Here is a 24,745-nt window from a genome sequence, read left to right as displayed (position 1 = left end):
ATATGCTTTTTTGTTTTATTTGTTTAATTTATTAATTTTATAATTGTTTATTATATTATTTATTTCAAATGCCTGCTTTAATCCGTCGTAATATTCAAATCTTATTTCCGGAACAACTCTTAAAAGCACCTTTGAAAAAACTACTTTTTTAATAAAATTTTTAGAACTTTCAAAACCGCTTAATGCTTTTTTAATTTCTTTCTCGGAACCCATAACGCTGAAAAATATTTTACAAAATTTCAGGTCTTTAGAAATTTCGGCGTTTATAATAGTAACATTTTTTAGTCTTGTATCGTTTACTTCAAATTCTAAACATAACGATACTTCTCTTGCTATAAGTTCGGCGACTCTTTTATTTCTTTCTATCAATTTTCCTAAAACCTCTTTTATTATTTTATTTGACCGTCTTGGGATTCCAGAGTCTGTTTTATATATTCTATATCAAAAGCTTCTATTATATCGCCGGTCTTTACGTCGTTGAAATTTTCAAGCAAAATACCGCATTCAAAATTAACCTGAACCTCTTTAACGTCGTCTTTAAATCTCTTAAGAGAATTTATATGCCCCGTATATACTACCACATTGTCTCTCAGTAATCTTACGTTAGAAGACCTTTTAATAATGCCGTTCAAAACGAAAGAGCCTGCAACGGCTCCGAATTTTGGAACGTTAAAAACATTCCTTACTTCGGCTTTTCCTGTAATTTTTTCGTTTTCTATGGGAGCAAGAAGTCCTTCCATAGCATCTTTAATGTCTTTGACTGCATCGTAAATTATGCTGTAGTACCTTATTTCTATTCCTTCCGTTTCGCTTAAAGCCGAAGCTTTTGGTTCCGGTCGTATGTTGAACGCTATAATTATCGAATTGGTAGCTTTTGCAAGCATAACGTCGCTTTCCGTTATAGCGGAAGCGCCGCCGTGAATAACGTTTACCTTTACTTTTGGATTGGAAAGTTTTTTAAACGACTGTATTAAAGCCTCCATCGAGCCGTAAACGTCTGTTTTGACGATTAGCTTAAGTTCTTTTACGTCGCCCGTTTTAATCTTTTCATACAAACCTTCAAGGGTTAATCTTGCATTTGAATTAAGTTCCGATTCTCTGTGTTTCAACTGTCTTTCCAAACTTATTCTTTTTGCTTCTTTTTCGTCTTTAAGTGCGATAAAATTATCTCCGGGAGACGCAACTCCTTCTAATCCGAATATCTCGACGGGAGTAGAAGGTCCGGCCGATGATATTTTATTTCCTTTATAATCCAGCATAGCTCTGACTTTAACGTAATATAAACCGCAGACTGCGCTGTCGTTAACGTTTAACGTTCCGCTCTGAATCAATACCGTGGCAACCGGCCCCCTGCCTTTATCGAGCTTTGCTTCTATAACTGTTCCTCTTGCGGGTTTATTTGGATTTGCTTTTAATTCCAATATCTCAGCTTGAAGAAGAATAAGTTCTAATAGTTCTTTTATTCCGGTACCTGCTTTAGCGGAAACCTCCGCATAAAGGGTAGTTCCGCCGAGTTCTTCGGAAACAAGACCGTATTCTAACAGGCTGTTTTTAATTTTAGCGGGGTTAGCCCCCGGCTTGTCTATTTTATTTATTGCAACTATAATAGGAACGTTTGCCGCCTTAGCATGATTAATAGCTTCTATAGTCTGGGGCATAACTCCGTCGTCTGCCGCAACGACTAAAACTACGATATCCGTTATACCGGCTCCTCTTGCCCTCATTTCAGTAAAAGCTTCATGTCCGGGAGTATCTAAAAAAGTTATCATGGAACCGTCTATTTTGACGCTGTATGCTCCGATGTGCTGAGTTATGCCGCCGGCTTCGTTGGAAGTTACGTTTGTCTTTCTAATGGCATCCAGCAGGGAAGTTTTTCCGTGGTCTACGTGACCCATGACCGTAACTACCGGAGCTCTGGGTAAAAGCGATTCTTCCGCATCAACGGATTCTTCCAAAGCTACCGCTTCGTTAAAACTAACGTTTTCAACGGTATATTCGTATTCCGATGCTATAAGGGACGCTGTATCCACGTCTATTACGTGATTCATGGTAGCAATAATTCCGATGTCCATTAGTTTTTTTATAACTTCTGCGGCTTTAACTCCAAGAGCCTGCGACAGCTCGTTAACGGTAATACCGCTGCTGATTTTTATTACCTTTTTGGAAGCTTTTTTCTCCGGTATTATCTGTTGGACATGCTTAGCCTGCTTGCCGTGCTTGCCGCCGAATTTTCTTTTATTGTGCTTTCTAAAAACAAAAGATTCACCTTCTTCCGACGTATCAATAAATTTCTCGTTTTTAGAAAATTTTAACTGAGGTCCTTTCTTTATTTCTTCTTTTTTTACGGGTTTTTTATGTCCTGAAGCATCGGCGGTTTCTTCGGCCAACGCTTTAACTTTCGATACGTCTAAGGTCTTTATTACGCTAAGAACGTCCGGTTTTTGAACGGGTTCGTTTTTTGCTCCTTTTTTTAATTTATCCGTCTTTTCTTTTTCTTTTGATTTTTTTTCCGATAATTCGGCGTCTTGCGGCTGTTTAGTTTTTACCTGCCCTTTATTTGCTTTATCGGTTTCGACGGAAGCAACGGTTGCGGCAGAAACTTCGGCGGGAACGGCGGGTAATTTTTTTTCGATATTTCCGGCTATTTCAGCTTTACCCTCATCTGCGGAAGTCGTCGGTTCAGGCAAATTAACTTTAGATACTTCCGGCTCTGCAGCGCTCGCCCTTCTTCTTATAACTCCCTTAGAAACTCTTCTTTCTTCCATTATTTTTTTCCTTGTCGATAAAGATGTTTATATCGTATCCTGTTCTATTTTTTCTTTCAGTTCTAAATCCGCTTTAATTTTTTCCAAATATTCTATTGCGGAATTTATAATTTTTTCCGCTTTTTTATTATCGACCGTAATATCCTTAGCTAATTTATCGGCGCCGGCGCCGGCAATGCTTTCAATAGAAACATAACCGTTTTGATAAAGAAGTTTAGCGGTAATATCTCCAACACCTGGTATTTCCAGTAGTTCTTTATAGGCGTTCTTATCTTTAGAGCCTATTTTGGACTGGCTTAATATGTCCAATTTATAGCCTATAAGCTTGGAAGCAAGCCTCACGTTCTGTCCCTGCTTGCCTATAGCAAGGGCAAGCTGATCGTCGGGAACTATAACCGTAATAGTTTTTGAATCTTCGTCTATCGTTATATTGGAAACCTCTACCGAACTTAATGCGCTCACGGCAAACTTTGCCTGATTATCGGAATAAGGTATAATATCTATTTTTTCGCCCCTTAGTTCGTTAGTTATACTCTGTATCCTTATGCCTCTCATACCGACGCATGCGCCGACAGGATCTATGTCTTTGTTTGTTGTAGCTACCGCTATTTTAGACCTGAAACCCGGCGCTCTTGCAACCCTGACTATTTTAACCGTACCGTCGTATATTTCGGGAACTTCCGTTTCAAAAAGCTTGGTCAAAAATTCATCCGAGGCACGGGACAGAACAAGCTTTGGTCCGCCTTTTTCCATTTTAATATTGGATAAAACGGCTCTTATCCTGTCATGCGGCCTGTATGTTTCGCTGAATATTTGCTCCTGCCTCGGTAAAATAGCTTCAGTTTTTCCAAGATCGACTATTATCATAGATTTTTCTACTTTTCTTACTAAGCCGCTTACGATTTCTCCTCTGCGTTCGTTAAATTCGTTAAAAATATTTTTATGCTCTATTTCTTTTATTTTTTGAAAAATAATCTGCTTTGCAACCTGCGCTTCTATCCTGCCATATATATTTTTTTCGACTTTTAATCCAAGAATATCGCCCATAATTGCACCCGGATCAGCTTTCAGAGCTTCTTCTAGAGATATTTCCGTTTTAGGGTTTTTAACGTCTTCGACAACCTTCTTAAACATAAAAATTTCTATCTCTCCGGTTTCATCCGTAAAATGCGATTCAAGATCGTATCCCTGTCCTAGATTTTTTCTGGCAATTGCTAAAATAGCCTGCTCCAAAGCTTCAACGACTAATTGTTTTTCGATGTTCTTATCTTTAGATACCTGGTCGATTACAGGATTTATATCGCTTATAATAATCTGGGGCACCTTAAAACTCCTTAATTTTATTAATTAATATTATAAAATATATACTATACTACTAAAAGATTTCCTTTTTTTATGTCGCAAAAATCGACTTTTACAATTTTATTTTCTATTTCGTCTAAAATTGAGACTTTTTTATTTTTGTCTCCGCCCGAAACCTCGGCTATTTCACCTATAAGATTAACTCTGCCTTCGGTTTTATTTTTTAAAACTATTTTAGCTCTTTTTCCGATAAATTTTTCATAATCGTTAAACTTTATAAGTACCCTGTTAACGCCGGGAGAAGAAACTTCAAGCGTATATTTAAATTTTATGATGTCTTTTACATCTAAAATCATTCCTATCTCTTTAGATATTTCCGATAAAACCGATATATCGACGCCTTTTTCCGAATCTACGTAAACCCTTAAAATTACTCCGCTGTTTTTTTTCGCGGGAAAAAATACGGCGCCTACTAAATAACATCCGTAATAAGGCACTATATCTTCTATAATCCTTTCTAAGTCATTAATTAAATTTTCGTGCATAAAACAAAAAAAGCGGGTAAAACCCACTTTATATAAAAAACAAAATTAGGTGAAACTTTTTTATATACAACTAGATATTAAAATTATAATTAAAATTTAATAAAATATCAACAATAAATTTTATGTTTATATTTTACGGAATGCAAAAAAAGACCGCAAGACGGAGCGCATACGGAATTGCAAATAAAGTTTCTTTCTTTCAACATTTTTTTTAAACAGTCTATATCGGTTTTTCCAGTTCCGCAAAAAATTAATGCTCCTACTATTCTTCTGACCATGTTTCTCAAAAACCCGCCGCCTTCTATAAAAATATCGTATCCGTAATTTTCTTTGCATATTTTTATTTCACTTATGATCCTGTTATAATTTTTATTTTTTTCATTTCTTTCCTTTCTCGTAAAATTAAAAAAATCGTTCATTCCAAGAAAAACTGAGGCTGAGCGGCTCATCAAGGCAAAATTCAATTCTTCTTTTACAAACCACGATTTGTTAATTAATAGAGGGCTTCTAAAGCCTGAATTAATTTTATAAAGATACGTTTTTGACAGGACATCGCGGGTAGCATGGAAAGAATCGTGGACGATCTCTATGTTTTTTATAGATATATCATTAGGAAGAATACCGTTTAACGCTATTTTAAATTTATTAATATCGTAAAAAAACGGAAGTTTAAAATTGGCAACCTGGTTTAACGCATGAACCCCTGCATCGGTTCTTCCGGAGACTAATAGCTTTGCATCGGTTCCGGTAAATATTTTTATAGCTTTGTTAATCTCGTTTTCCACGGTTTTACCGCCGCAACGGCTGCCGGTTTCGGATTGAGACTGCCAGCCTTCGTAATTGGTTCCGCAATATTCTATAACCGCTAAATAATTCATTCTACCGTTATATTATCTTATTATCTGCCGTTACCGCATTTTGAAAGTATATATCTTAACGACCTCAAAGACAAACCCAAGGTTTTAGCCGCTTCCAATTTAGAGTTTTCTTTTTTTATACTGTCCGCAACTATATATTTTTCTACTTCTTTTATAAAATCGGCCAGCGTCAATTTTCCATGCCGTTTCTTTAAATTTTCAAAAATTCCGGCTATTTCCGCCATATAATAGTCCATGTTAATATCATCCGTTTTGCGGATATTCGTATCTGGAATATTTTTATAAACCTGCAAAGAAAGATTTTCTTTTCCATCGTGTTTATTTTTTTCTAAAATATAATCCGGCAGGCAGTCTAAAACAATCTCTTTATCTTTATTTAATAAGGGCTCTTCCTCGGTATCCGAACCGCCGCAGTAAATACAAGCTCTTTCTATTATGTTTTCCAGTTCGCGTATATTGCCAGGATAATCATATTCCGTAAGAAACGCAAGAGCTTCCTGCGAAATTGAAGCGATAGATTTAGAATATTTTTTTATAAAATACGGGATTAATTCCGGCAAGTCTTCTTTATGTTCTCTGAGCGGCGGCATTAAAATATTTATTTTGTTCAACCTGTAATAAAGGTCTTCCCTAAATTTCCCCTCAGATATTAAAGCCGGCAAATCTTTATTTGTAGCGGCTATTATTTTAACGCCCAGAGACTCTTCTTTGTTTGAGCCTAATTTCCTGTATGTTTTTTCTTGAAGAATCCTAAGCAGTTTAACCTGAACCTGCATAGGCAGATCGCCTATTTCGTCCAGAAAAAGTATGCCTCCGTCGGCGCACTTTATTAATCCGGTTTTATCGGTTTCCGCTCCGGTAAAAGTCCCCTTGGCATAACCGAACAATTCGCTTTCTACGAGATTATCGGGGATTGCAGCAATATTTACAGGGACAAAAGGTATTTTTTTTGAATCGTTAGAATTTTTAGAATAAATTTCGTAAATTAATCTTGCCGCCAGTTCCTTGCCGGTTCCGGACTCTCCCGTTAAAAGTATAGTGGTAAAACCTTTAGAAACACGGTTTAAATCGTTAAGAACCGAGTTTATGGCTTTCGAAGAACCTATAATGCCGCCTCTTAAAAACACCGTTTTTTTTAAATCGTTAAGTTCGTCTAAAACCGAAAAATAATCCAACGCATTTTTAATTACTATTCTGAGATCTTCATTGTCTAAAGGTTTTGTAAGGTAATCGAAAGCGCCTAGTTTTATAGCTTCTATTCCTATTTTGACATCCGAATATGCAGTCATTAATATAACCGGAATTTTGCCGTAATTTGAAGCCGATTCCCTGTATTTTTGTTTTACGTGCTTTATTAAATCCATTCCTGATACCTCCGGCATTCTTACGTCGGATATTATTAAATTAAAAACTTGTGTTTTTAAAAGTTCTAAAGCCGAATTTCCGCTCTGCGCCGTAACAATCTCATAACCGTCTATTGAAAGAAGTATGGCAAGCGATTCAAGAATAGATTTTTCGTCGTCGACTATTAGTATTCTCTGTTTATTGTTCATTTTAACGCATTTGTTTATTTAATAAATTAATTATTAACCGGTCATGACGGTATATCTATTTTAATTAAAGTACCTACAGATTTTCTGCTGACTATGTTTACGTTCCCCCCAAGGCTTTCGGTCACGGAATATACTATCGACAATCCCAGTCCAAAACCGTTTTCTTTAGTTGAAAAAAGAGGCTTGAATGCATTTCTAAGAGTAAAATCGTCCATACCTTCTCCGTTATCGGCAACTGTTATAGAAATAATATTTTTTTCTTCAGTTTTTTTCTCCTTTTTAGCTCCTATCCTTACGATTCCTTTTTTTTTATTTTCTTTTATTAAATAAGACGTGCTCATTTCGACCGATTGCACCGCATTTTGAATTAAATTTGAAAATATTTGAATAATTCTGTTTTTGTCCAAATATATCCTTTCTTCTTTACCGACCGAATTATGAATTTTTACTTCCGTACCGCCGGTATATTTTAATATTATCTCATTTATGAGCTGATATAAATTAAAATTTTCGGAATTGCGGTTTGCCGCCGTCGATTTTGTTTTTATTAATCCTAAAAAATCAGTTACTAAATTGTTAAGCCTGTCGGATTCGGTTTTTATTATATTTATCAATCTTTTATGATCTGATTCTTTAATGCTTGAATATCCCGAATCCAGAACATAAGCGGACGTATTTATAGCCGATAGAGGATTCCTTATTTCATGTGCGAGCCAGCCTGCAAATTTACCGGCAGTTTTAAGGCTTTCGTTTATTCTGGATTCCATTTCTAATTCTTTTATGTAAGTTATATCTTTGAAAAGCAGAATATAATTTCCTACTCTGCTCTCGTTAACCGAATGCTCCGTAACTGCAAAACCTAAAACGGTATTTTTATGGTTAATTTCAAATCGGTTACCGTCTTTTTTCTCTTTTTTCAAAAAAGCGTTAACAGGAAAATTTTCGAAAATATCGGTTATCTTGAGGTCGAAATCAAAAAGAATTCCGGTTTTATTTTTAAAATTTCGTTCAGAATCCAGATTAACGATTTTAACCGCCGCTTCGTTTATAAAAACTATATTAAAATTTTCATCTACTACGATAATCCCCTGAGAAAAAGAGTTAAACAGCTCTCTGTTAAAATTTTGCGATTTTTTTATAAATTCGTCTTTCTCTATTATTTTATTGCTTAAATTGCCGAGTTCGCCGGAAAAACGGTAAAAGACCCAAGTAAATATTAAAACGCCGAGTATGTTGGTGCTCGTAACAAATAAAAGTTTATCGGGATTATACAAAAAATAATAATGACTGCCTATGTCGAAATAATAATGAAGATCGGCCGACACCCCTATAGCTAATGACGAAGCAATGCCGTATATTAAAACTCCCGATTTTAAAAAAATAAATCCCGCTATAAGAATTAGAAGATAATATAAAAATATGAACTTATCGTTTAAACCGCTGCTTAATATGATTATTAGAGATATAACGATAAAATCTAACGATAACTGAAAAAAACCAAAAAAAACCAAAAATTTATAATTGTCTTTTTTTCTAAAAAAAAACAAAATTACATAATAAATAATAGTTATAGATATTACAAAGGCGGTAAAAAAATATATAAAGACAGAGTAACGAATTATATCTTTATAATTTAGAAGGACGTATGACAGGACTATTAAAGAAAAGGCTAAAACTCTAAAAGTTATTGCAAATTTTAACTTGTTGTATAAATTTTTAAAATCTCCTTCATTAATTTTTTTCATCCCTTAATGGCTTTTCCCAAATTGAATATCGGTAAATACATGGCTACTACAAGCGTGCCTACTACAATACCAAGAAATACGATAAGCGCCGGCTCCAACATCTGGGTAAGATTATTAACGGCATTATCTACCTCTTCATCGTAATAATCGGCTACTTTTGCAAGCATAGCATCCAGATTTCCCGTTTTTTCTCCTACGGTAATCATCTGAATAACAAGCGGAGGAAAAAGGTTGGTTTTGTTTAATGACGAGCTTAAAGGCGAACCTGAAGAAACCTCGTCTTTCGTCCGCATTAAAGATTCTTCTATTATCTTATTGCCGCTTGTCTTAGAAACTATTTCTAATCCCGCAAGTATCGGCACGCCGCTTTCTACCATAGTCGAAAGCGTTCTCGCAAATCTTGCTATAGCGACTTTTTTCAGCAGGATGCCTATGACCGGTATCTTCAGAACCATTCTGTCGATATTGCGCTTTCCGTTTTCCCTCTTTCCGTATGCTTTAAAAGCAAATATCAAAATGCCTAATGCAATAATAATATACAGTATATATGCTCTCATAAAATTAGAAAAATCTATTACGTCTCTTGTCAGTGCCGGCAGTTTAGCGCCTACGCTTGCAAAAAGATTGGCAAAAACGGGGATTACGAACGTCATTAGTATTATAATTACGCCTACCGCAACGCTTAAAACTACTATAGGGTATATCATTGCACCCTTTATCTTTCTTTTTAATTTTAATATTTTTTCAAAATAAACCGACAATCTTTTGAAAACTCTGTCTAATACTCCTCCTTTTTCGCCCGATTCGACTAAATTAACGTAAAGTTCGTTAAAAACTTTTGGAAATTTTCTCAAACTGTCCGATAAAGAAGCGCCGCTTTCTATTCCTTCTTTTATCTTTGTAAGAATACCCTTTAGGTCTTTATTTTTCTGCTGTTCAATCATTATGGAAAGACCTTGCAGTATGGGAACTCCAGATTCTATAAGCGATGAAAACTGTCTCGTAAAAGCTATCAAATTGTTATCGCTTATTTTTGTATTAGGACTTATTTCTTTGTTTCCATGAAGGCTTAAAGTAAAAAAATCGCTTTTTTTCTTGACGCTTATAGGATAAACGTCCATTTTTCTTATCGCTTCTATAACCTGCTCATTATTATCGGCAGTAATTTCGCCTTTTGCATATTCTCCTGAATGCTTTTTTCCTTTCCACTGATAAGTCGCCATTTAAAAGTTTCTCCGATTATAAATTACTAAAATCTATTCCCGAAAAAGGGTTGTCTGCGCCGATGCCGGTTTTCCCGACGGAAGCGCCTGGAGTATTAGAAGGCTTGTTTGATGCCGTATTTAATCCTCCTTTAGACGTTAACCCTGAATTTATAGCCTGTTTCAGCTCCTCCGCATCGGACGACCTGCTATATGCTTCTTCTTCGCTTATTATTTTTTTATTCACCAAAGAAGCAAGCGCCTGGTTAAGCGTCTGCATGCCGTATTTTTCCTGCCCCAATTGAAGTTGGGAATATATTTGATGTATTTTATTTTCTCTAATTAAGTTTCTAATAGCTGCATTGGGAATCATTAACTCTGCGGCCAGAATCCTACCCGGAGTGTCGATTCTTGGAATAAGAGTCTGGGAAAGAACGGCGACGAGCGAAAGAGAAAGCGACGATCTTACTTCCGGCTGCTGATTCGGAGGAAATATGTCTATAACCCTGCTTATAGTTTGAACGGCAGAGTTTGTATGAAGCGTACCGAACGTAAGATGTCCGGTTTCCGCTATTGTAAGGGCGGCCTCCATAGTCTCCATATCTCTTATTTCGCCGACGAGAACGACATCGGGGTCTTCCCTTAAAATATGCCTTAAAGCTTCCGAAAAACTGCTTGAATCCTGACCTATCTCTCTCTGATTGACTAAACATCCTTTATGCGGAAAAACATACTCGATAGGATCCTCGATAGTAATAATATGTTCGCGTCTAGTCTGATTAATTGCATCTATCATTCCCGCAAGCGTAGTAGTTTTACCCGAACCGGTAGGTCCGGTAACTAAAACGAGACCTCTCGGCGCCTTAATAATTTCTTTAACCATGGGTGGAAGACCGAGATTGTCGATAGAAGGAATTTCATGCGGTATAACCCTGAACGCGCCTGCAATCGAACCCCTGTCGTAATATAAATTGCCTCTGAATCTCGAAACGCCTTTCTGGCTGAAAGAAAAATCTAATTCATGGGTTTCTTCGAACTTCTTTTTCTGAAGATCGGTAATAATGCTGTAACAAAGTCCCTGCGTGTCTGCGGGACTGAGAAGCGGAAAATTTAACGGAACCAATGAGCCCCTTAATCTTATTTGCGGAGGAGTCCCTGCGGCTATATGAAGGTCTGAAGCGCCTTGATCCACCGTGGTTTTTAATAAATCTGCTATGGAAGGCATATGCGGCTCCTTTTATATACGTCGATATATTTTAATTATATTTAATATTTTTACTAATAATATATAGCATAATAATATTAATGATTAATGTCAAGCGTTTCAAATTATATATCTATATTATTCGAATCCAAATATTGAATTATCTCCTCCAATGAAGTAATCCCTTCTAAAAATTTTTCTTTTGCCGATTCTCTAAGCGCTTTCATTCCCTTATCTACGGCAGTATTATGTATTTCGGATTCGTTGGCATTTTCATAAATTTTATTTTTAATATCGTCGTTTACGTCCAGAACTTCGTATATTGCTATCCTTCCCTTATATCCGGTTTTGTTGCAGGCGTTGCAGCCCTTTGCCTTATAAAAACGTTTGCCCGAAAGTTCCTGCATATTGAATCCTAGTTTTAATATTGCATTTACATCCGGATAATACGGTTCTTTGCACTCGGCGCATAATTTTCTTATAAGCCTCTGGGCAATGATAAGGTTCAAACTTGAAGCAACCAAAAAAGGCTCTACTTTCATGTTAATAAGCCTTGAGATTGTAGAAGCGGCACTGTTTGTATGAATGGTCGAAAGCACTAAATGCCCCGTAAGCGCCGCTTTTATGGCAATTTCGGCAGTTTCTAGATCTCTAATTTCGCCGACCATTATTATATCGGGGTCCTGCCTCAAAAACGACCTTAATGCGGAAGCAAACGTCAAACCTATTTCTTCGTTAACTAAAACCTGATTAATACCCTGAATATTATATTCGACGGGATCTTCCGCCGTAGAAATATTCACGTCCGGTCTGTTTACGTCCGAAAGAGCGCTGTATAACGTGGTGGTTTTACCCGAACCGGTAGGTCCGGTAACTAAAATCATGCCGTATGGCTTATGTATAGCATTTTTGAAGTCTTTTAACTGCTGTTCCGAAAATCCGAGTTTTCGCATATCGAGCTGTAAATTGGCTTTATCTAAAACCCTGATGACTATTTTTTCTCCGAAAAGAGTCGGAAGGCATGAAACTCTCATATCGACTTCTTTGTTGTCCATCCTCGCCTTAATTCTTCCGTCCTGAGGGAGCCTTCTTTCCGCTATGTCTAATTGCGCCATTATTTTAAGCCGGGACGTTATCGGATTTTTTAACTGTCCGGGTATTTTCATCTGCTCTATTAATTTGCCGTCGATACGATATCTTATTCTTACTATCGTTTCGTAAGGTTCTACATGTATATCGCTTGCATTAAGTTTTACGGCATCCAAAAGAACCTTATTTACAAATCTTATAATAGGCTGTTCCGATGACGACCTTTGAAGTTCGGATATATCCAATTCTTCATTGGTTTCTTCTATGGCAATGGAATTAAGATAATCTTTATTTTCCGTAAGAATACTTGACGCGTTATAATATTTAGATAAAGCTGAGGCTATCTCGTTTTCCGATGCGACTACGACTTCTATATTTAAACCCGTTAAAAATTTTATATCGTCTAAAGCTTCTACCCTTGTAGGGTCGGCTACAGCAAGATACAGAGTATTGCCCTGCCTTTTAAAAGGGATCACCTGCAGTTTAACCGCTAAATCGGGAGGAATAAGTTTTATTACGCTTTCTGGAATTTCGTTATCGAGGAGATTTACCGTAGCGGCGCCGAACTCTTTGGAAAGAAAAGAAACAAGGTCGGCATCTTTAATAAAACCTAACTTAGTCAGCTGTCTGCCTATACTGCCGCCGTAACGTTTTTGTTCTTCTAACGCGGAATTTAATTCCGCAGGGGTTATTATGCCGTTTTTAACTAAAATTTCGCCGAGTTTTAAATCTTTTAGCTTTTCCCCTTTTGAAATTCCGCTGCGGATCCTCTCCTGCATCAGAAGAGCGTTGGATATATCGTCTTTTTTGGCGACGCCGTGCTTTACTAATATATCGCCTAATTTATCGCTAGTAAAATTAGAAGGCGTCATAAAATCGTTATTCATATTGATACCGTCGCGATTATACAATAATAAACATGTAATTTTTAACGATAAGTTCGCTTATTAAATTTTACCACATAAGCATATTTTTTAAAATATACCGCTTAAAAAATCTTTAATGCAATCAAACTCGATTTTTCTGCCCGTCCATATATAAAAACTTTCTATAGCTTGAAATAAAAGCATGGAAAGTCCGTTTGTAAATTTCAAACATTTCTCTTCTAATCCGTTTGAAAGAAAAGAAGATTTTTCGGAATAAGATATGTCCATGAAAAAAAAATTATTTTTAAAAAATTTTAGGCGGCTTAAAAGGCCGTCGGCAAAATTTTTGTTCCCATCCGAAGGGGTTACCGTATTGATTAATATATCGCAACCTTTAATAGAGGCAATATCGGTTTTTTCCGAAATACCGTTAAATTTAAAATCGGAACAAATAATTTCGGTAAAAGAATTTAAAGATTGCTTCCATAAATCTGCTTCTTTTTTTAGTTTTTCCGCATTGGAGAAACTGCGGTTTATTATCAGAACATATTTTGCGTTGGATTTTATTAAAGCATACAATACCGCTCTTGCCGCTCCTCCTGCCCCTAACAGAATAACGGTTTTGCCGCTTAAGTCTTCGTTAAATTCATAATTTACGGCATTAATAAAACCCGTTATATCGGTGTTATAACCGCGATAAAAACCGTCAGGCTCTAAATTAATCGTATTGACGGCGCCTATCGTTTCGGCCTGGCAGTCTAAACAATCTAAATATTCCAGAACTTCGGTTTTATAAGGCTGAGTTACGTTTGCTCCTTTCATCCCCATAGCCTTGAAACCTTTAACCGCGGCGGGAAACAGTTCCGGAGAAACGTCGAATTTACCGTAACATAAATTTATATCGAGGAGTTTAGCTATAGAATTGTGAATTAAAGGGGAAAGGGTGTAATCTATTTTATATCCAAAAATACCGCATAGACTCAAGTTGAAGTCCTTACTTATTTTCATATTGAGTTCATCAGCATCTGCTTTAAAAGATAGTCTATTTTCGCCGCTTTCTTATCGTCTATAAACATATAAACGTATCTTTCTATATCCTGAATAGTTTTAGTAAGCGCCTGTTTGTCTCCGCTATTTAAAACATTATAATCGACGGGTACTTTTTCGGCTTTATTTCCTAACTGCTCCTTAAGTACCTTTTTAACGGAATTTATTAATTCCTGCCTGTTTAAATGTTCGTTATGAGGTGGATCGACTTTTATATATCCGCTCTGCAGTAAATTATAGAGAGTTTTAAGAACAAAAAAATCGTTTTCTACGGTCAAAGAAAGAATCTGATTTATGCTTTTTTTTCCGTCCACCAAAGAAAGAACGTTCCATACCGTGGGAGTAAGAGACAGCGGCCGTATATTTCCGCTTCTGTTAGTAACTACCGAAGGAATATAATTTTTCGAAGGTATGACTTTAGAAATCACGGATAATTCATCGCGCCTTTTTTTGCATTCGGTTAAAATAGGCGACAGATCCATAGGATTTGCAAAATTTATTATATCGGGCAAAGGCTTTTCATCGAACGCGAATTCTCCGTTGGTTAAGAATAGTATATAATTTAAAGTCTCCGATATATAACTTGAAGTAAATTCGTTTTCTTTAGATTTTGGAATAGACTCCGATTTAAAAAAATATATGTCGAAACCTGCAGTAGTTTTATAATAAGTACGGTATTTTTCTAATATCTGAAGATAGTCTTTTTTGCCCATATCCAGAAGTTTTACCGCTAATTTTTCCAGAATATTGTTATCGGAAATCGACAGAAAATAAAGCTTGCCTTCTTTAATGAAAAGTTTAGCGGCAAAATTTTCGAATCTTAAATTTAATACTCCCGTTTTTTTTGAAATTTCCAGAAATTTCAAAACGTCGAAAAGTTCCAGATTTGTTATGTTTCCTTTTATGTCCATAATAGCAACCTTTTTATAATTTCTCGTTTAATATTTTATTTTATTATATATTAATTATAATACAATAAAAATATAATGAGTTGATTATTTATGAATTTCAAGTTCTCTAATTAAATGAAATATGAATCTGTTTACCACGCCCACGAATATGGAACCGAAAAACAGAACCGACCCTATTAGAAAATATGACAAGTCTATATTATTAAGAGACGAAATGAAAAAAAATGCTCCCGCCTCCGCAATGAAAAAGAAAAACATAAAAACCCACATGATAGCAAGCCATTTTCCTACAAACCCTCCCGGTATTCTCTTTCTCAAAGAAGCTGCAACAATCATGTTTGCAAACATAATTATAGCGCCAAGCACGACCAGGACGTAAAATAAATTGATAAAACTTAAAGCATGACTTAAGTAGGACATTTTATTTCTCCATTTTTGTGATGGGTCAGAATTGAATTCTATCCCATTGTTTAATTTTGTGATGGGTCAGAATTGAATTCTGCCCCATTGTTATTTAAAAAATTAATATTAATTTAATAATACAAAATAGATATATTTTTTTCAATATATTTTTTTATAAATAATAAAACTTTTTAAATTTAGATTGATATTTTTTTTTGTTTTTCTTATAATAAAAAATATATGGAAAATATTAATACTTCCGAAAAAAAAATAAACAACTTGACATTTGAAGAAGCGCTTAAAAAATTAGAGGAAAACGTCCTAACCCTCGAAAAAGGCGATATAGGATTAGACGAATCCATAAAAATTTACGAAGACGGAATAAAATATTCGGATTATCTTCTCCAAAGACTTGATTCTGCGGAAAAAAGAATAGAGGAATTAAGCGCAAAAAACGCCGAAAAAGATAAACAGTCTTTCGGCGTCGAAAATTTAAATATATGACCGGCCTGCCTTTATATATAGAAACCAATAAAAAATTAATAGATATCTTCATTAAAGACCATTTTAAAAAAATGGGTTACGGAAAAAAATTTCCGCATAATAAATTTTCCCTTCCGGATACAATGTTATATACTCTTACTACGCCGGGCAAAAGAATAAGGCCTATTATGGTTATGCTTACGGCTGAAAGCCTCGGTTTTTCCGATAAAAAAAAACTGCTTCCTTTCGCATCTTCTATTGAACTTATTCACTCGTATTCTTTAATACACGACGATCTGCCTTCAATGGACAACGACAGCCTAAGGAGAGGGAAACCTACAAGCCACATAGTATTCGGCGAAGCTTCCGCAATACTTGCAGGCGACGCTCTTCTTGCGGAAGCTTTCGCCATGCTTTCCGATAAAAATTACTGCGGATGGCTGGAACCGGAAAAAACGTTAAGTATAATCAGGGAACTTGCATACGCCTCCGGAGCAGGAGGTCTTGTCGAAGGGCAGTTTCATGACGTCGATTCTTTCGGCAAACTTTTGAATCCCGAACAAATAGAATACATCAACGAAAAAAAAACGGCGTCGCTTATTTCGGCTGCTTGCGCCGTGGGTGCAATTTTGTCCGGAAAAGACGAACCGGCAGTATTAGAATTTAAAAGATTCGGATTAAATTTAGGATTAGCTTTTCAAGCCGTAGACGATATTCTCGGTATTTTAGGAAACGAAGAGGTTATAGGAAAAACGGCGGGCATCGACAAAATAAACCGCAAATCCACCTTCGCCGAACAAATGGGCATTGAAAAAACTAAAGAGCTTATTAAAGAATACAACGAAATAGCGCTATCGTCTATAGAAAAAACAGGCGCCGAAAAGACATTGCTTATAGAATTAATAAATTATCTTACCGACAGGATAAATTAAATTATTTAGACTAAATACAAAAACTTTTTCTATGATACTGGAAAAAATAAAAAAACCGAACGACGTAAAAGACTTAAATATAAATGAGCTTGAACTGCTTTCGGACGAACTTAGGAAAGAAATAATTTCCGTATGCTCCGGTAACGGCGGACACATTGCGTCGAGTCTCGGCGTCGTCGAACTTACGGTTGCGCTTATAAAATCTTTCGATTTCGAAAACACAGACAAGATTATATGGGACGTCGGACACCAGTCTTATCCTTATAAAATTCTTACGGGAAGAAAAGAAAAATTTAATACATTAAGAAAATTAGGCGGTATATCGGGTTTTCCGTCAATATCGGAAAGCAGATACGATTATTTCGGCACTGGCCATGCAGGTACGTCTATATCCGCCGCGCTCGGCATGAGCGTGGCAAAAGATTTAAAAAACGATACGGAAAAGAACGGAAGAATTATAGCCGTCATAGGAGACGCTTCAATTTCAAACGGACTGGCTCTCGAAGGCTTAAATAATGCAGGCTCGTTAAAAAAAGACGTCATAGTTATACTTAACGATAACGAGATGTCGATATCTAAAAACGTTGGAGCTATTTCTAATTATTTGAATAAAATAATGAGCGGTAATTTTTATCAGGGCTTAAGAAAAGAAATAGAAAAAATGTTGAAATCTATCCCTTTGTTCGGCTTACAAGTGGCAAAACTTGCGTCTAAATTCGAAGAATCTTTCAAAAATCTTATAGCGCCGGGTATTATCTTTGAAGAACTAGGTTTTACTTACGTCGGACCTATAGACGGGCATAACTTCCAGCATCTGCTCGATTCTTTCGACAACATAAAAAAATTAAAAAAACCGATACTGCTTCATGTTATAACAAAAAAAGGAAAAGGTTACGAACCTGCGGAAAAAAATCCGTCGATATTTCACGGGATTTCAGCTTTTGATAAAAACACGGGTTTAACTTTAAAAAAATCCGGCAACGTTTCATACGGCGAAACGGCTTCCAACTTTCTTGCAGATATGGCATCGGATAACTCCGATATAATAGCCGTAACGGCGGCAATGCCTGATGGAACAGGGCTTTCAAGATTTTCAAAACTTTTTCCCGACAGATTTTTTGACGTCGGCATAGCCGAAGAACACGCCGTAACGTTTGCTGCAGGCGCCGCATCTAACGGATTAAAACCTTTTGTTTTTATATATTCTACATTTCTTCAGCGCTCTTTAGACCAGATAATACACGATGTCTGTCTGCAAAATCTTCCCGTCGTTTTCTGTATAGACAGAGCAGGAATTGCCGGAGAAGACGGCGCAACCCATCAAGGAATATTCGACATATCTTTTTTAAACTACATACCCAACCTAATTTTTATGTCGCCGAGAAACGAATATGAACTTATGCGTATGGTTAAAAGCTCTTTGGTATATGGAAAACCGGTCGCTATAAGATACCCAAAAGCAGAAACTCCTTATTTTGAACTTCCTAAAAAAGAAAGCGTTGCGGTTTTAACCGAAGGAGAATTTGAGATATTGCTTGATGCAGTCAACTTTAAAAATATAGTAATAAGTATAGGCGCGCCGCATACTTCAATATTAAATAAAATACTTAAAATATTTAACGAAAATAATGCCCGAACCCCCGAAAATTTAATCAGTCTTATAGACGCAAGGTTTATTTCGCCTATTTCCGCCGAATTAATAAATAAAATTAAAAATGCGGAAAAAATAATGACCGTAGAAGAAAATGTAGAGTTTTCGGGTTTTGGAGCAAAAATTTTAACTTTGTTAAGCCGGCAAACTAACTTGAATTCATTAGAATATAAAATAGTATCTCTCGGCTCCGATTTCATAGAACACGGATCGCGGTCAGAGCTTCTTGCTTTAAAAGGATTTTCGGAGGAAAGTTTATCGGATACAATAAAAGCTTTTTTTATCTCAGACGGTGAAAAAAATAAGATTAGATATTCTTCTTGCTGAACCTTCGTCGGGATACGACTTAACGAGAAGCAAGGCGGCGGCGCTTATAATGGAAGGTATGGTAAGCGTTAACGGTTTAAAATGCGTCAAGCCCGGAACGCAGGTTGAAATAGACAGTTTAATAGAAATTAAAAAAAACAATCCTTACGTATCGCGCGGAGGATTAAAGCTGAAATGCGCACTGTCGGATTTTAAAATAGACGCAACTGGTAAGAGAATAATAGATATAGGAGCTTCTACCGGAGGTTTCACGGATTGCCTACTAAAAGAAGGTGCGGATTTTGCATTCTGCATCGACGTAGGTTATGGACAGCTTCATTATTCTTTAAGAAACAATCCAAAAATTAAAAATTTGGAAAATACCGACATTAAAACTCTTCCTTTTGAAAAGATAGGAGAAGAAGTAGATATTGCGGTATGCGATGCATCTTTTACGTCGCTTACTAAAATTATCCCGTATATATTAAAATTTGTTAAAAATGAAGGCATAATGCTTTTTTTAATAAAACCGCAATTTGAAACAGAAAACAAAAAAAATATTAAAAAAGGTATAGTAAAAGACGATAAAATACACGAATTAGTAATTAATAAAATAATAGATTTTTCAAAAAATTTGAATCTCGGCGTATTGGGAGTAAAAAAATCATGCATAAAAGGAAAAAAGGGGAATACGGAGTTCTTTATATTGCTGAAAAAAAACGTTTGATAACTGCGGCTTATTTATGTATTGCGCTATTTTTCATTCTTTTTAACGTAATATATTTTACTAAAAAGACCGATGCGGCAAGTCTTACAAGAACGTCTTTAAAATCGGAAACCGTATTTAACGCCGCGGCAGGTTATATTAATTATTACGGCGGAAATTACGGTTCTGCCGTAAAATATTTTAAAAGAGAGCCTTCGTCCTATTTCCAAAAACCTTATTTAAATTATATAACGGCGCTTTTATATTTTAAACAGTCGAAATATAAAAAAGCATTAAAATATATAGATACGGCTTTAAAACTACTATATAAAAGCAACGGTTCCGGAAAATTATCGTCAGCTAATATTAATTATTTGATTCTAAAAGCAAAAATAGAAGCCGGCGGAGACAATATGAAAGGCGCGGTAACTATACTTAAAAGTATTTTAAATAAAAACCCTTACAGCCTAAAAACACTTCTATTCATTGCCAATATTTATATATATGAAAATAATTTGAAAACCGCTGTTTTTTATCTTAACGCGGCAAAAATGCAGCATCCGGGCAATATAGATTCATATTACCTGCTGTCAAAAATATATTCCGTATTAAACGAAAAAAATAATGCCGAAAAAAATCTTATAAGCCTCATCGGTATAGACCCTTATTTTAAAAAAGCATATTTCAGGCTTGCGGCTCTTTACATATTGGATGGAAAAATAAAAAAAGCCGCCGGCATTTTCGATAAATATTTAAAAATAGATCCCTATTCTAAAACGGCGCTTTATCAATCTGCGATATTAGAATACACACAAAAAGAATATTCGAAGGCTAGAAAAAGATTTTTAGATTTTATCGACGTATCCGCAGACAAGAAAAATAATTTCAGGCTGAAAAATAACGCATATTTTTTTATCGGAATTTCATATATATTAGAAAAAAAATATAAAAAAGGGCTTTCGTTTCTGGGTATGCTCAAACCCGGCAGGCATTACATAGACGCTAAACTTGAAACTATGGAAATATACATTAGCCGTTACAAAAAAACGAATAAAACGAAATATAAAAAATATATAATTTCGACTATATCTAAAATGCTTAACGATATTAAAATTAAAAAAAATTTAAAATTTTATTATTTTTCGGCAATAGCCCTGTCGGAAATGAAGGATTATAACCTTGCTGAACTTGTAATAAAAAAAGGTTTATTTAAATTTAAAAACAATACGGCTCTTTTGTATGAATTAGGTTCGGTATATCATTATCTTAAGGCAGATAGAAAAGCCGCCGCCGTTATGAAAAAAATATTAAAAATAAACCCGTACGATGCCTCCGCACTTAACTATTTAGGATATTACCTCGCGGTAAAAAATAAGGATATCAAAACGGCAGAAAAATTGATTAAAAAAGCTCTGTCATACGATAAAGGCTCCCCCTTTATAATCGACAGTCTTGGATTTGTATATTACAGAGAAGGAAAATACGATAAAGCGCTTAAACTATTCAAAACCGCCCTTAAAAGGCTCGGCAAGTCTCCGACCGTTTTAAAACATACGGGCATGGATTATTTAAAGTTGAAAAACTACAAGAAAGCTATAGAATATTTCAATAAATCCTATAAAATGAAGAAAACGACGCAGGTAAAAAAATATATAGACGAATTAAAAAAAATTCATTAATTTTTTTCTAATTTCCTGTAAACGGTTTTTAAACCTATTTTTAAGTCATTTGCGGTTTTTGCCTTATTAAATCCGTTTATTTCGAGCGTCTTTTTTATGATAATATTTTCGGCGTCTTCTAAGCTAATTCCAAATGGAATCTTTATAAAATCTTTACCGCCTGAGTCCGAATAGGTTTCCTTTTTTTGATTTATTTTCTTTAAATAATCGGGTATGGACGATTCGTCTATAACCGAACCCTTAGAAACCGCCGTCATGTATTCTATAATATTTTTAAGCTCCCTGACGTTGCCCGGATAATCGTAATTTAATAAAATATCGAAAACTTCTTTGTTTAATCCCGTAATTTTTTTTCCGTTTTCCTCGGCAAAATCGCTTAAAAAACGCTTAACCAGAAGCGGTATATCTTCCTTTCTTTCCCTTAAAGGTATAAGATTAAGGTTTATTACGTTAAGCCTGTAATATAAATCTTTCCTAAATTCGCCGTTAGAAACCTTTTTGGTTATATCTTGCGATGCGGCTATTATCCTTATATCTATTTTAATAGTTTTGCTGCCCCCGACTCTTTCAAACTCTTTTTCCTGTAAAACCCGCAATATTTTAGTCTGCGTTTTTAAAGAAATTTCCCCTATTTCGTCAAGAAATATAGTTCCGCCGTCGGCAATTTCAAATCTTCCCTTATATAAGGAATCCGCGCCTGTATATGCCCCTTTTTCGTGTCCGAAAAGTTCGTTTTCCAAAACAGTCTCTGAAAGCGCCGCGCAATTTACTTTAACGAAAGATTTATTTTTTCTTTTAGAATTATTAACTATTATGTTGGCAAGGAGTTCTTTGCCGGTACCGGATTCTCCTTCTATAAGAACGGTAGAATTAGTACCGGATACCGAGATTGCGGTATCGACGGTTTCTATCATTTTTCTTGAAGACGTTATAAGGTTACCGAAATTATATTTTTCGTCAAGCCTGTTTTTAAGAATATTTAATTCATCTATGAGGTTTTTATTGGATATTATACGGCTTATCAGCAGATCTAGTTCTTCAAGATTTACCGGTTTGGTTATATAATCGTAAGCACCAAGTTTAATAGCTTCTACCGCCGTTTTGACCGAACTGAAACCGGTAGCTATTATAACTTCGGCATTTTGATTTAAGCCTTCTTTTATAGATTTTAATAATTCCAATCCCGTTCCGTCGGGAAGTTTAAGATCGGTAATTATAATGTCTATTTTATCTTTATTGTTTTCTAATTCGGCTGAAGAGTTTAAAATTTCAAACGCGGATTTGAGACGGTCGGCCGAAAAAACTTTATAGCCCTTAAGGTTGAAATACTCGACAAGACCGTTCCTCGAAGCATCCTCGTCTTCGACTATTAATATATTGACGGATTTTCTATCGGACAATTTCATTTATAACGATTTAATTTACCGCTGCAGCGTTTTTTTTACTGAATTTCTTTCATAATTAAAGAAACCTTCGTTCCAACACCTATGCGGGATTCAATATTTATATCGAATTTATGAGCGTCGGCTATTCTTTTAATCAGGGCAAGACCGAGTCCTACGCCGTTTTTTTTCGTCGTAAAAAAAGGTTCAAAAATTTTATTTAACTCTTTTTTTTCAATGCCGCACCCATAGTCTTCAACCGTTAAACAAACTTTATTTAAGATATAAGAAGAATGTATTAAAACTTCTCCGTTTTTGCCGCCGTACGACTCTGCGGCATTTAATATCAAATTTTTAAAAACTTGAACCATTAAATCTTTATCCATAAAGATATTTATGTTTTTATCGACGGAAGAAAAGAATTTAATTTCTTTCATTGAAAATCCGTCTTTAACCGCTTCGTATGCTTCAAGTATTAATGAGGAAAGATTAACCTCTTCTAAATTTAAATCTAAATCTTTTGTAAACTTAAGTATGTCGTCAATAGTAAAAGCTATTTTCGATATTTCGTCTTCTATGACATATCCTGTTTTAGCTATATCGTCTTTTTTATTAAATTCCGAATTTTTAATCTTTTCCGTCAATATTCTGGAGTTAATCATAATAGAATTTATGTTGCCTTTAATCTCATGGATAATGGTAGAAGGTATTTCAAGAATATTTTTTTCTAGAGATCTTAACGATTTCTCCGTATTATCATTAACTTCAATCAGCCTATAAAAATATACATACATAAAAATTATGGCGGCGGCGGCAAATAAAACGGCTAAAATAAAAATGAAATAAAAAAAAGTTCCGCCGAAAGTACCCGACAATGAAGGATATGCAAGTTTTATCCCGCTGTTTCCGTTAAAAAAAACCATGCGGGATTGTTTTAATGAGTACGCCGCACCTGAAGTTCCGGAAGAACGAATCATACCGAACATGTCTAACGCCGCATATGCAAAAAAACCGACAGTTAAAATAATAAATCCGACGATAGCGTTTAAAATAAAAATTTTAAATTTTTTTGTTTTTTGACGCTTCATAATAAAATATTTTATTACATTTTAGATTAAAAATCAAAGGCAGTGTCTTTTTTTATAACTTCTTTTTAAAATTAAACCCGCAAGTTCTATGTCTTTTTTAATTCTCTCTTCAAGTTCGTTTATATTGTCAAACTTTATCTCTTCCCTTAATCTTTCAAGGAAGAAAACTTCTATTTCTTTGTCGTATAAACTCTCGTCGAAATCAAATATATAGGTCTCTATTCTTCTTTCGATATCGTCAAAAGTAGGATTTGAACCGACGTTGGTAATTGAATCGTAAAGTTTTCCGTTTATCCCTACGTTTGTAACATAAACTCCGTCTTTAGGAAATAATTCTTCCTCCGGAATAATATTTGCGGTAGGATACCCAAGCTGCCTTCCTCTTCCGCAGCCCTTAACTACTCTGCCGTGAACCGAATAGTCTCTTCCTAAAAATCTTTTTACTGCGCAAACCTTGCCCGTCACGACCAATCTTCTGATAAGGGTGCTTGAAACTATTTGATTATCGATTATAACAGGTTCGACTACCTCAAGTTTAAAACCGAGTTTATTTGACAAATTCTCTAATAAAGCAATATTTCCGGATTTATTAATGCCGAATCCAAAATCGTGTCCCACTATTATTTTTACCGGATTTAATTTTTTTACTATAACGTTTTTAATAAAATCATCAGGCCGCATAGCGGCGAATTCTGGAGTAAACGTAATATATACCAAGTAGTCCATACCTATTTCTTCTATTAATTCTGTTTTTTTTTCAAAAGTAGTTATAAGTTTAATTTTAGCCTCGGGATTTATTATTCTGGAAGGATGCGGATGAAATGTAAGAACTACGGAAACCGAGTTCAGCTCTGCCGCCGAATCTTTAGCCATTTCCATTAATCTTCTGTGTCCTAAATGAATGCCGTCGAAACTTCCTATAGTAACTACCGAATTTTTAAAATCTAATTCGGCGCTGTTTATTTCTAAAACTTGCAATATTTTGCACCTCCGCATACTTTTATAATAT

The 24,745-nt window shown here is 35.3% G+C and carries 21 protein-coding genes; 5 read left to right on the top strand and 16 right to left on the bottom strand.

Annotation, left to right across the window (positions count from 1 at the left end; translation table 11 throughout):
- Positions 1 to 15: 15 nt before the first annotated feature.
- The 13 genes from rbfA to EVJ48_02185 all read right to left on the bottom strand — a co-directional run bounded on the left by rbfA (position 16) and on the right by EVJ48_02185 (position 15,527).
- Complete coding sequence (gene rbfA / locus EVJ48_02245; GenBank protein RZV40015.1) at positions 16 to 435, bottom strand: 30S ribosome-binding factor RbfA; 420 nt, start codon at positions 433 to 435, stop codon at positions 16 to 18.
- The gene (locus EVJ48_02240) at positions 390 to 2,765 is read right to left on the bottom strand and encodes a translation initiation factor IF-2 (GenBank protein RZV40014.1); all 2,376 of its coding nucleotides are present in this window, start codon (positions 2,763 to 2,765) and stop codon (positions 390 to 392) included. The genes rbfA and EVJ48_02240 overlap by 46 nt, the downstream gene beginning before the upstream one ends.
- Positions 2,766 to 2,792: 27 nt before the next feature.
- Entirely contained in the window at positions 2,793 to 4,088 is a 1,296-nt protein-coding gene (gene nusA / locus EVJ48_02235; protein ID RZV40013.1) for a transcription termination factor NusA, read from the bottom strand.
- A gap of 44 nt (positions 4,089 to 4,132) precedes the next feature.
- Positions 4,133 to 4,612 carry a ribosome maturation factor RimP gene (locus EVJ48_02230; GenBank protein RZV40012.1) on the bottom strand — a complete coding sequence of 160 codons (480 nt, stop codon included), beginning with the start codon at positions 4,610 to 4,612 and terminating at the stop codon, positions 4,133 to 4,135.
- A gap of 107 nt (positions 4,613 to 4,719) precedes the next feature.
- The gene (truA, locus tag EVJ48_02225; GenBank protein RZV40011.1) at positions 4,720 to 5,490 is read right to left on the bottom strand and encodes a tRNA pseudouridine(38-40) synthase TruA; all 771 of its coding nucleotides are present in this window, start codon (positions 5,488 to 5,490) and stop codon (positions 4,720 to 4,722) included.
- Positions 5,491 to 5,510: 20 nt separating this feature from the next.
- Complete coding sequence (locus EVJ48_02220; GenBank protein RZV40010.1) at positions 5,511 to 7,043, bottom strand: sigma-54-dependent Fis family transcriptional regulator; 1,533 nt, start codon at positions 7,041 to 7,043, stop codon at positions 5,511 to 5,513.
- A 41-nt stretch (positions 7,044 to 7,084) separates the two neighbouring features.
- Positions 7,085 to 8,788 (bottom strand): hypothetical protein, encoded by a 1,704-nt coding sequence (locus EVJ48_02215; GenBank protein RZV40009.1) that lies wholly within the window; start codon positions 8,786 to 8,788, stop codon positions 7,085 to 7,087.
- Complete coding sequence (locus tag EVJ48_02210; protein RZV40008.1) at positions 8,785 to 10,011, bottom strand: type II secretion system F family protein; 1,227 nt, start codon at positions 10,009 to 10,011, stop codon at positions 8,785 to 8,787. Before EVJ48_02210 ends, EVJ48_02215 begins: the two co-directional genes overlap by 4 nt.
- Positions 10,012 to 10,027: 16 nt before the next feature.
- The gene (locus tag EVJ48_02205; protein ID RZV40007.1) at positions 10,028 to 11,215 is read right to left on the bottom strand and encodes a type IV pilus twitching motility protein PilT; all 1,188 of its coding nucleotides are present in this window, start codon (positions 11,213 to 11,215) and stop codon (positions 10,028 to 10,030) included.
- Between the two features lie 104 nt (positions 11,216 to 11,319).
- Positions 11,320 to 13,062, bottom strand: coding sequence for a type IV-A pilus assembly ATPase PilB (pilB, locus tag EVJ48_02200; GenBank protein RZV40088.1), 1,743 nt, complete (start codon positions 13,060 to 13,062; stop codon positions 11,320 to 11,322).
- A 195-nt stretch (positions 13,063 to 13,257) separates the two neighbouring features.
- Entirely contained in the window at positions 13,258 to 14,157 is a 900-nt protein-coding gene (locus EVJ48_02195; GenBank protein ID RZV40006.1) for a shikimate dehydrogenase, read from the bottom strand.
- Positions 14,154 to 15,107: a DUF4388 domain-containing protein gene (locus EVJ48_02190; protein ID RZV40005.1), complete on the bottom strand. Its 954-nt coding sequence runs from the start codon at positions 15,105 to 15,107 to the stop codon at positions 14,154 to 14,156. The genes EVJ48_02195 and EVJ48_02190 overlap by 4 nt, the downstream gene beginning before the upstream one ends.
- Positions 15,108 to 15,191: 84 nt before the next feature.
- The gene (locus EVJ48_02185) at positions 15,192 to 15,527 is read right to left on the bottom strand and encodes a hypothetical protein (protein ID RZV40004.1); all 336 of its coding nucleotides are present in this window, start codon (positions 15,525 to 15,527) and stop codon (positions 15,192 to 15,194) included.
- Between the two features lie 222 nt (positions 15,528 to 15,749).
- On the opposite strand from EVJ48_02185, the gene xseB reads away from it, so the two are divergent.
- From xseB to EVJ48_02160, 5 genes are read left to right on the top strand one after another with little or no spacing between them, the layout of a single operon-like run.
- Complete coding sequence (gene xseB / locus EVJ48_02180; protein RZV40003.1) at positions 15,750 to 16,013, top strand: exodeoxyribonuclease VII small subunit; 264 nt, start codon at positions 15,750 to 15,752, stop codon at positions 16,011 to 16,013.
- Positions 16,010 to 16,924: a polyprenyl synthetase family protein gene (locus tag EVJ48_02175; GenBank protein RZV40002.1), complete on the top strand. Its 915-nt coding sequence runs from the start codon at positions 16,010 to 16,012 to the stop codon at positions 16,922 to 16,924. Before xseB ends, EVJ48_02175 begins: the two co-directional genes overlap by 4 nt.
- Before the next feature lie 31 nt (positions 16,925 to 16,955).
- The gene (gene dxs / locus EVJ48_02170) at positions 16,956 to 18,902 is read left to right on the top strand and encodes a 1-deoxy-D-xylulose-5-phosphate synthase (protein ID RZV40001.1); all 1,947 of its coding nucleotides are present in this window, start codon (positions 16,956 to 16,958) and stop codon (positions 18,900 to 18,902) included.
- Positions 18,868 to 19,608 carry a TlyA family RNA methyltransferase gene (locus EVJ48_02165; protein ID RZV40000.1) on the top strand — a complete coding sequence of 247 codons (741 nt, stop codon included), beginning with the start codon at positions 18,868 to 18,870 and terminating at the stop codon, positions 19,606 to 19,608. The genes dxs and EVJ48_02165 overlap by 35 nt, the downstream gene beginning before the upstream one ends.
- Positions 19,548 to 21,266, top strand: coding sequence for a tetratricopeptide repeat protein (locus EVJ48_02160; GenBank protein ID RZV39999.1), 1,719 nt, complete (start codon positions 19,548 to 19,550; stop codon positions 21,264 to 21,266). The genes EVJ48_02165 and EVJ48_02160 overlap by 61 nt, the downstream gene beginning before the upstream one ends.
- Here EVJ48_02160 and EVJ48_02155 read toward each other — a convergent pair.
- The 3 genes from EVJ48_02155 to EVJ48_02145 are packed head-to-tail and all read right to left on the bottom strand — an operon-like array spanning position 21,263 to position 24,732.
- Complete coding sequence (locus tag EVJ48_02155; GenBank protein RZV39998.1) at positions 21,263 to 22,672, bottom strand: sigma-54-dependent Fis family transcriptional regulator; 1,410 nt, start codon at positions 22,670 to 22,672, stop codon at positions 21,263 to 21,265. The two genes, EVJ48_02160 and EVJ48_02155, sit on opposite strands and share 4 nt — an antisense overlap.
- Positions 22,673 to 22,707: 35 nt before the next feature.
- Entirely contained in the window at positions 22,708 to 23,736 is a 1,029-nt protein-coding gene (locus tag EVJ48_02150) for a HAMP domain-containing histidine kinase (protein RZV39997.1), read from the bottom strand.
- A 33-nt stretch (positions 23,737 to 23,769) separates the two neighbouring features.
- Complete coding sequence (locus EVJ48_02145; protein RZV39996.1) at positions 23,770 to 24,732, bottom strand: bifunctional riboflavin kinase/FAD synthetase; 963 nt, start codon at positions 24,730 to 24,732, stop codon at positions 23,770 to 23,772.
- Between the last annotated feature and the right edge of the window lie 13 nt (positions 24,733 to 24,745).

Source organism: Candidatus Acidulodesulfobacterium acidiphilum, assembly GCA_008534395.1.
In the GTDB taxonomy this organism is placed as follows: domain Bacteria; phylum SZUA-79; class SZUA-79; order Acidulodesulfobacterales; family Acidulodesulfobacteraceae; genus Acidulodesulfobacterium_A; species Acidulodesulfobacterium_A acidiphilum.
Note: the sequence above shows the minus strand (reverse complement) of the source record. Positions and strands in the feature narration are given on the sequence as shown.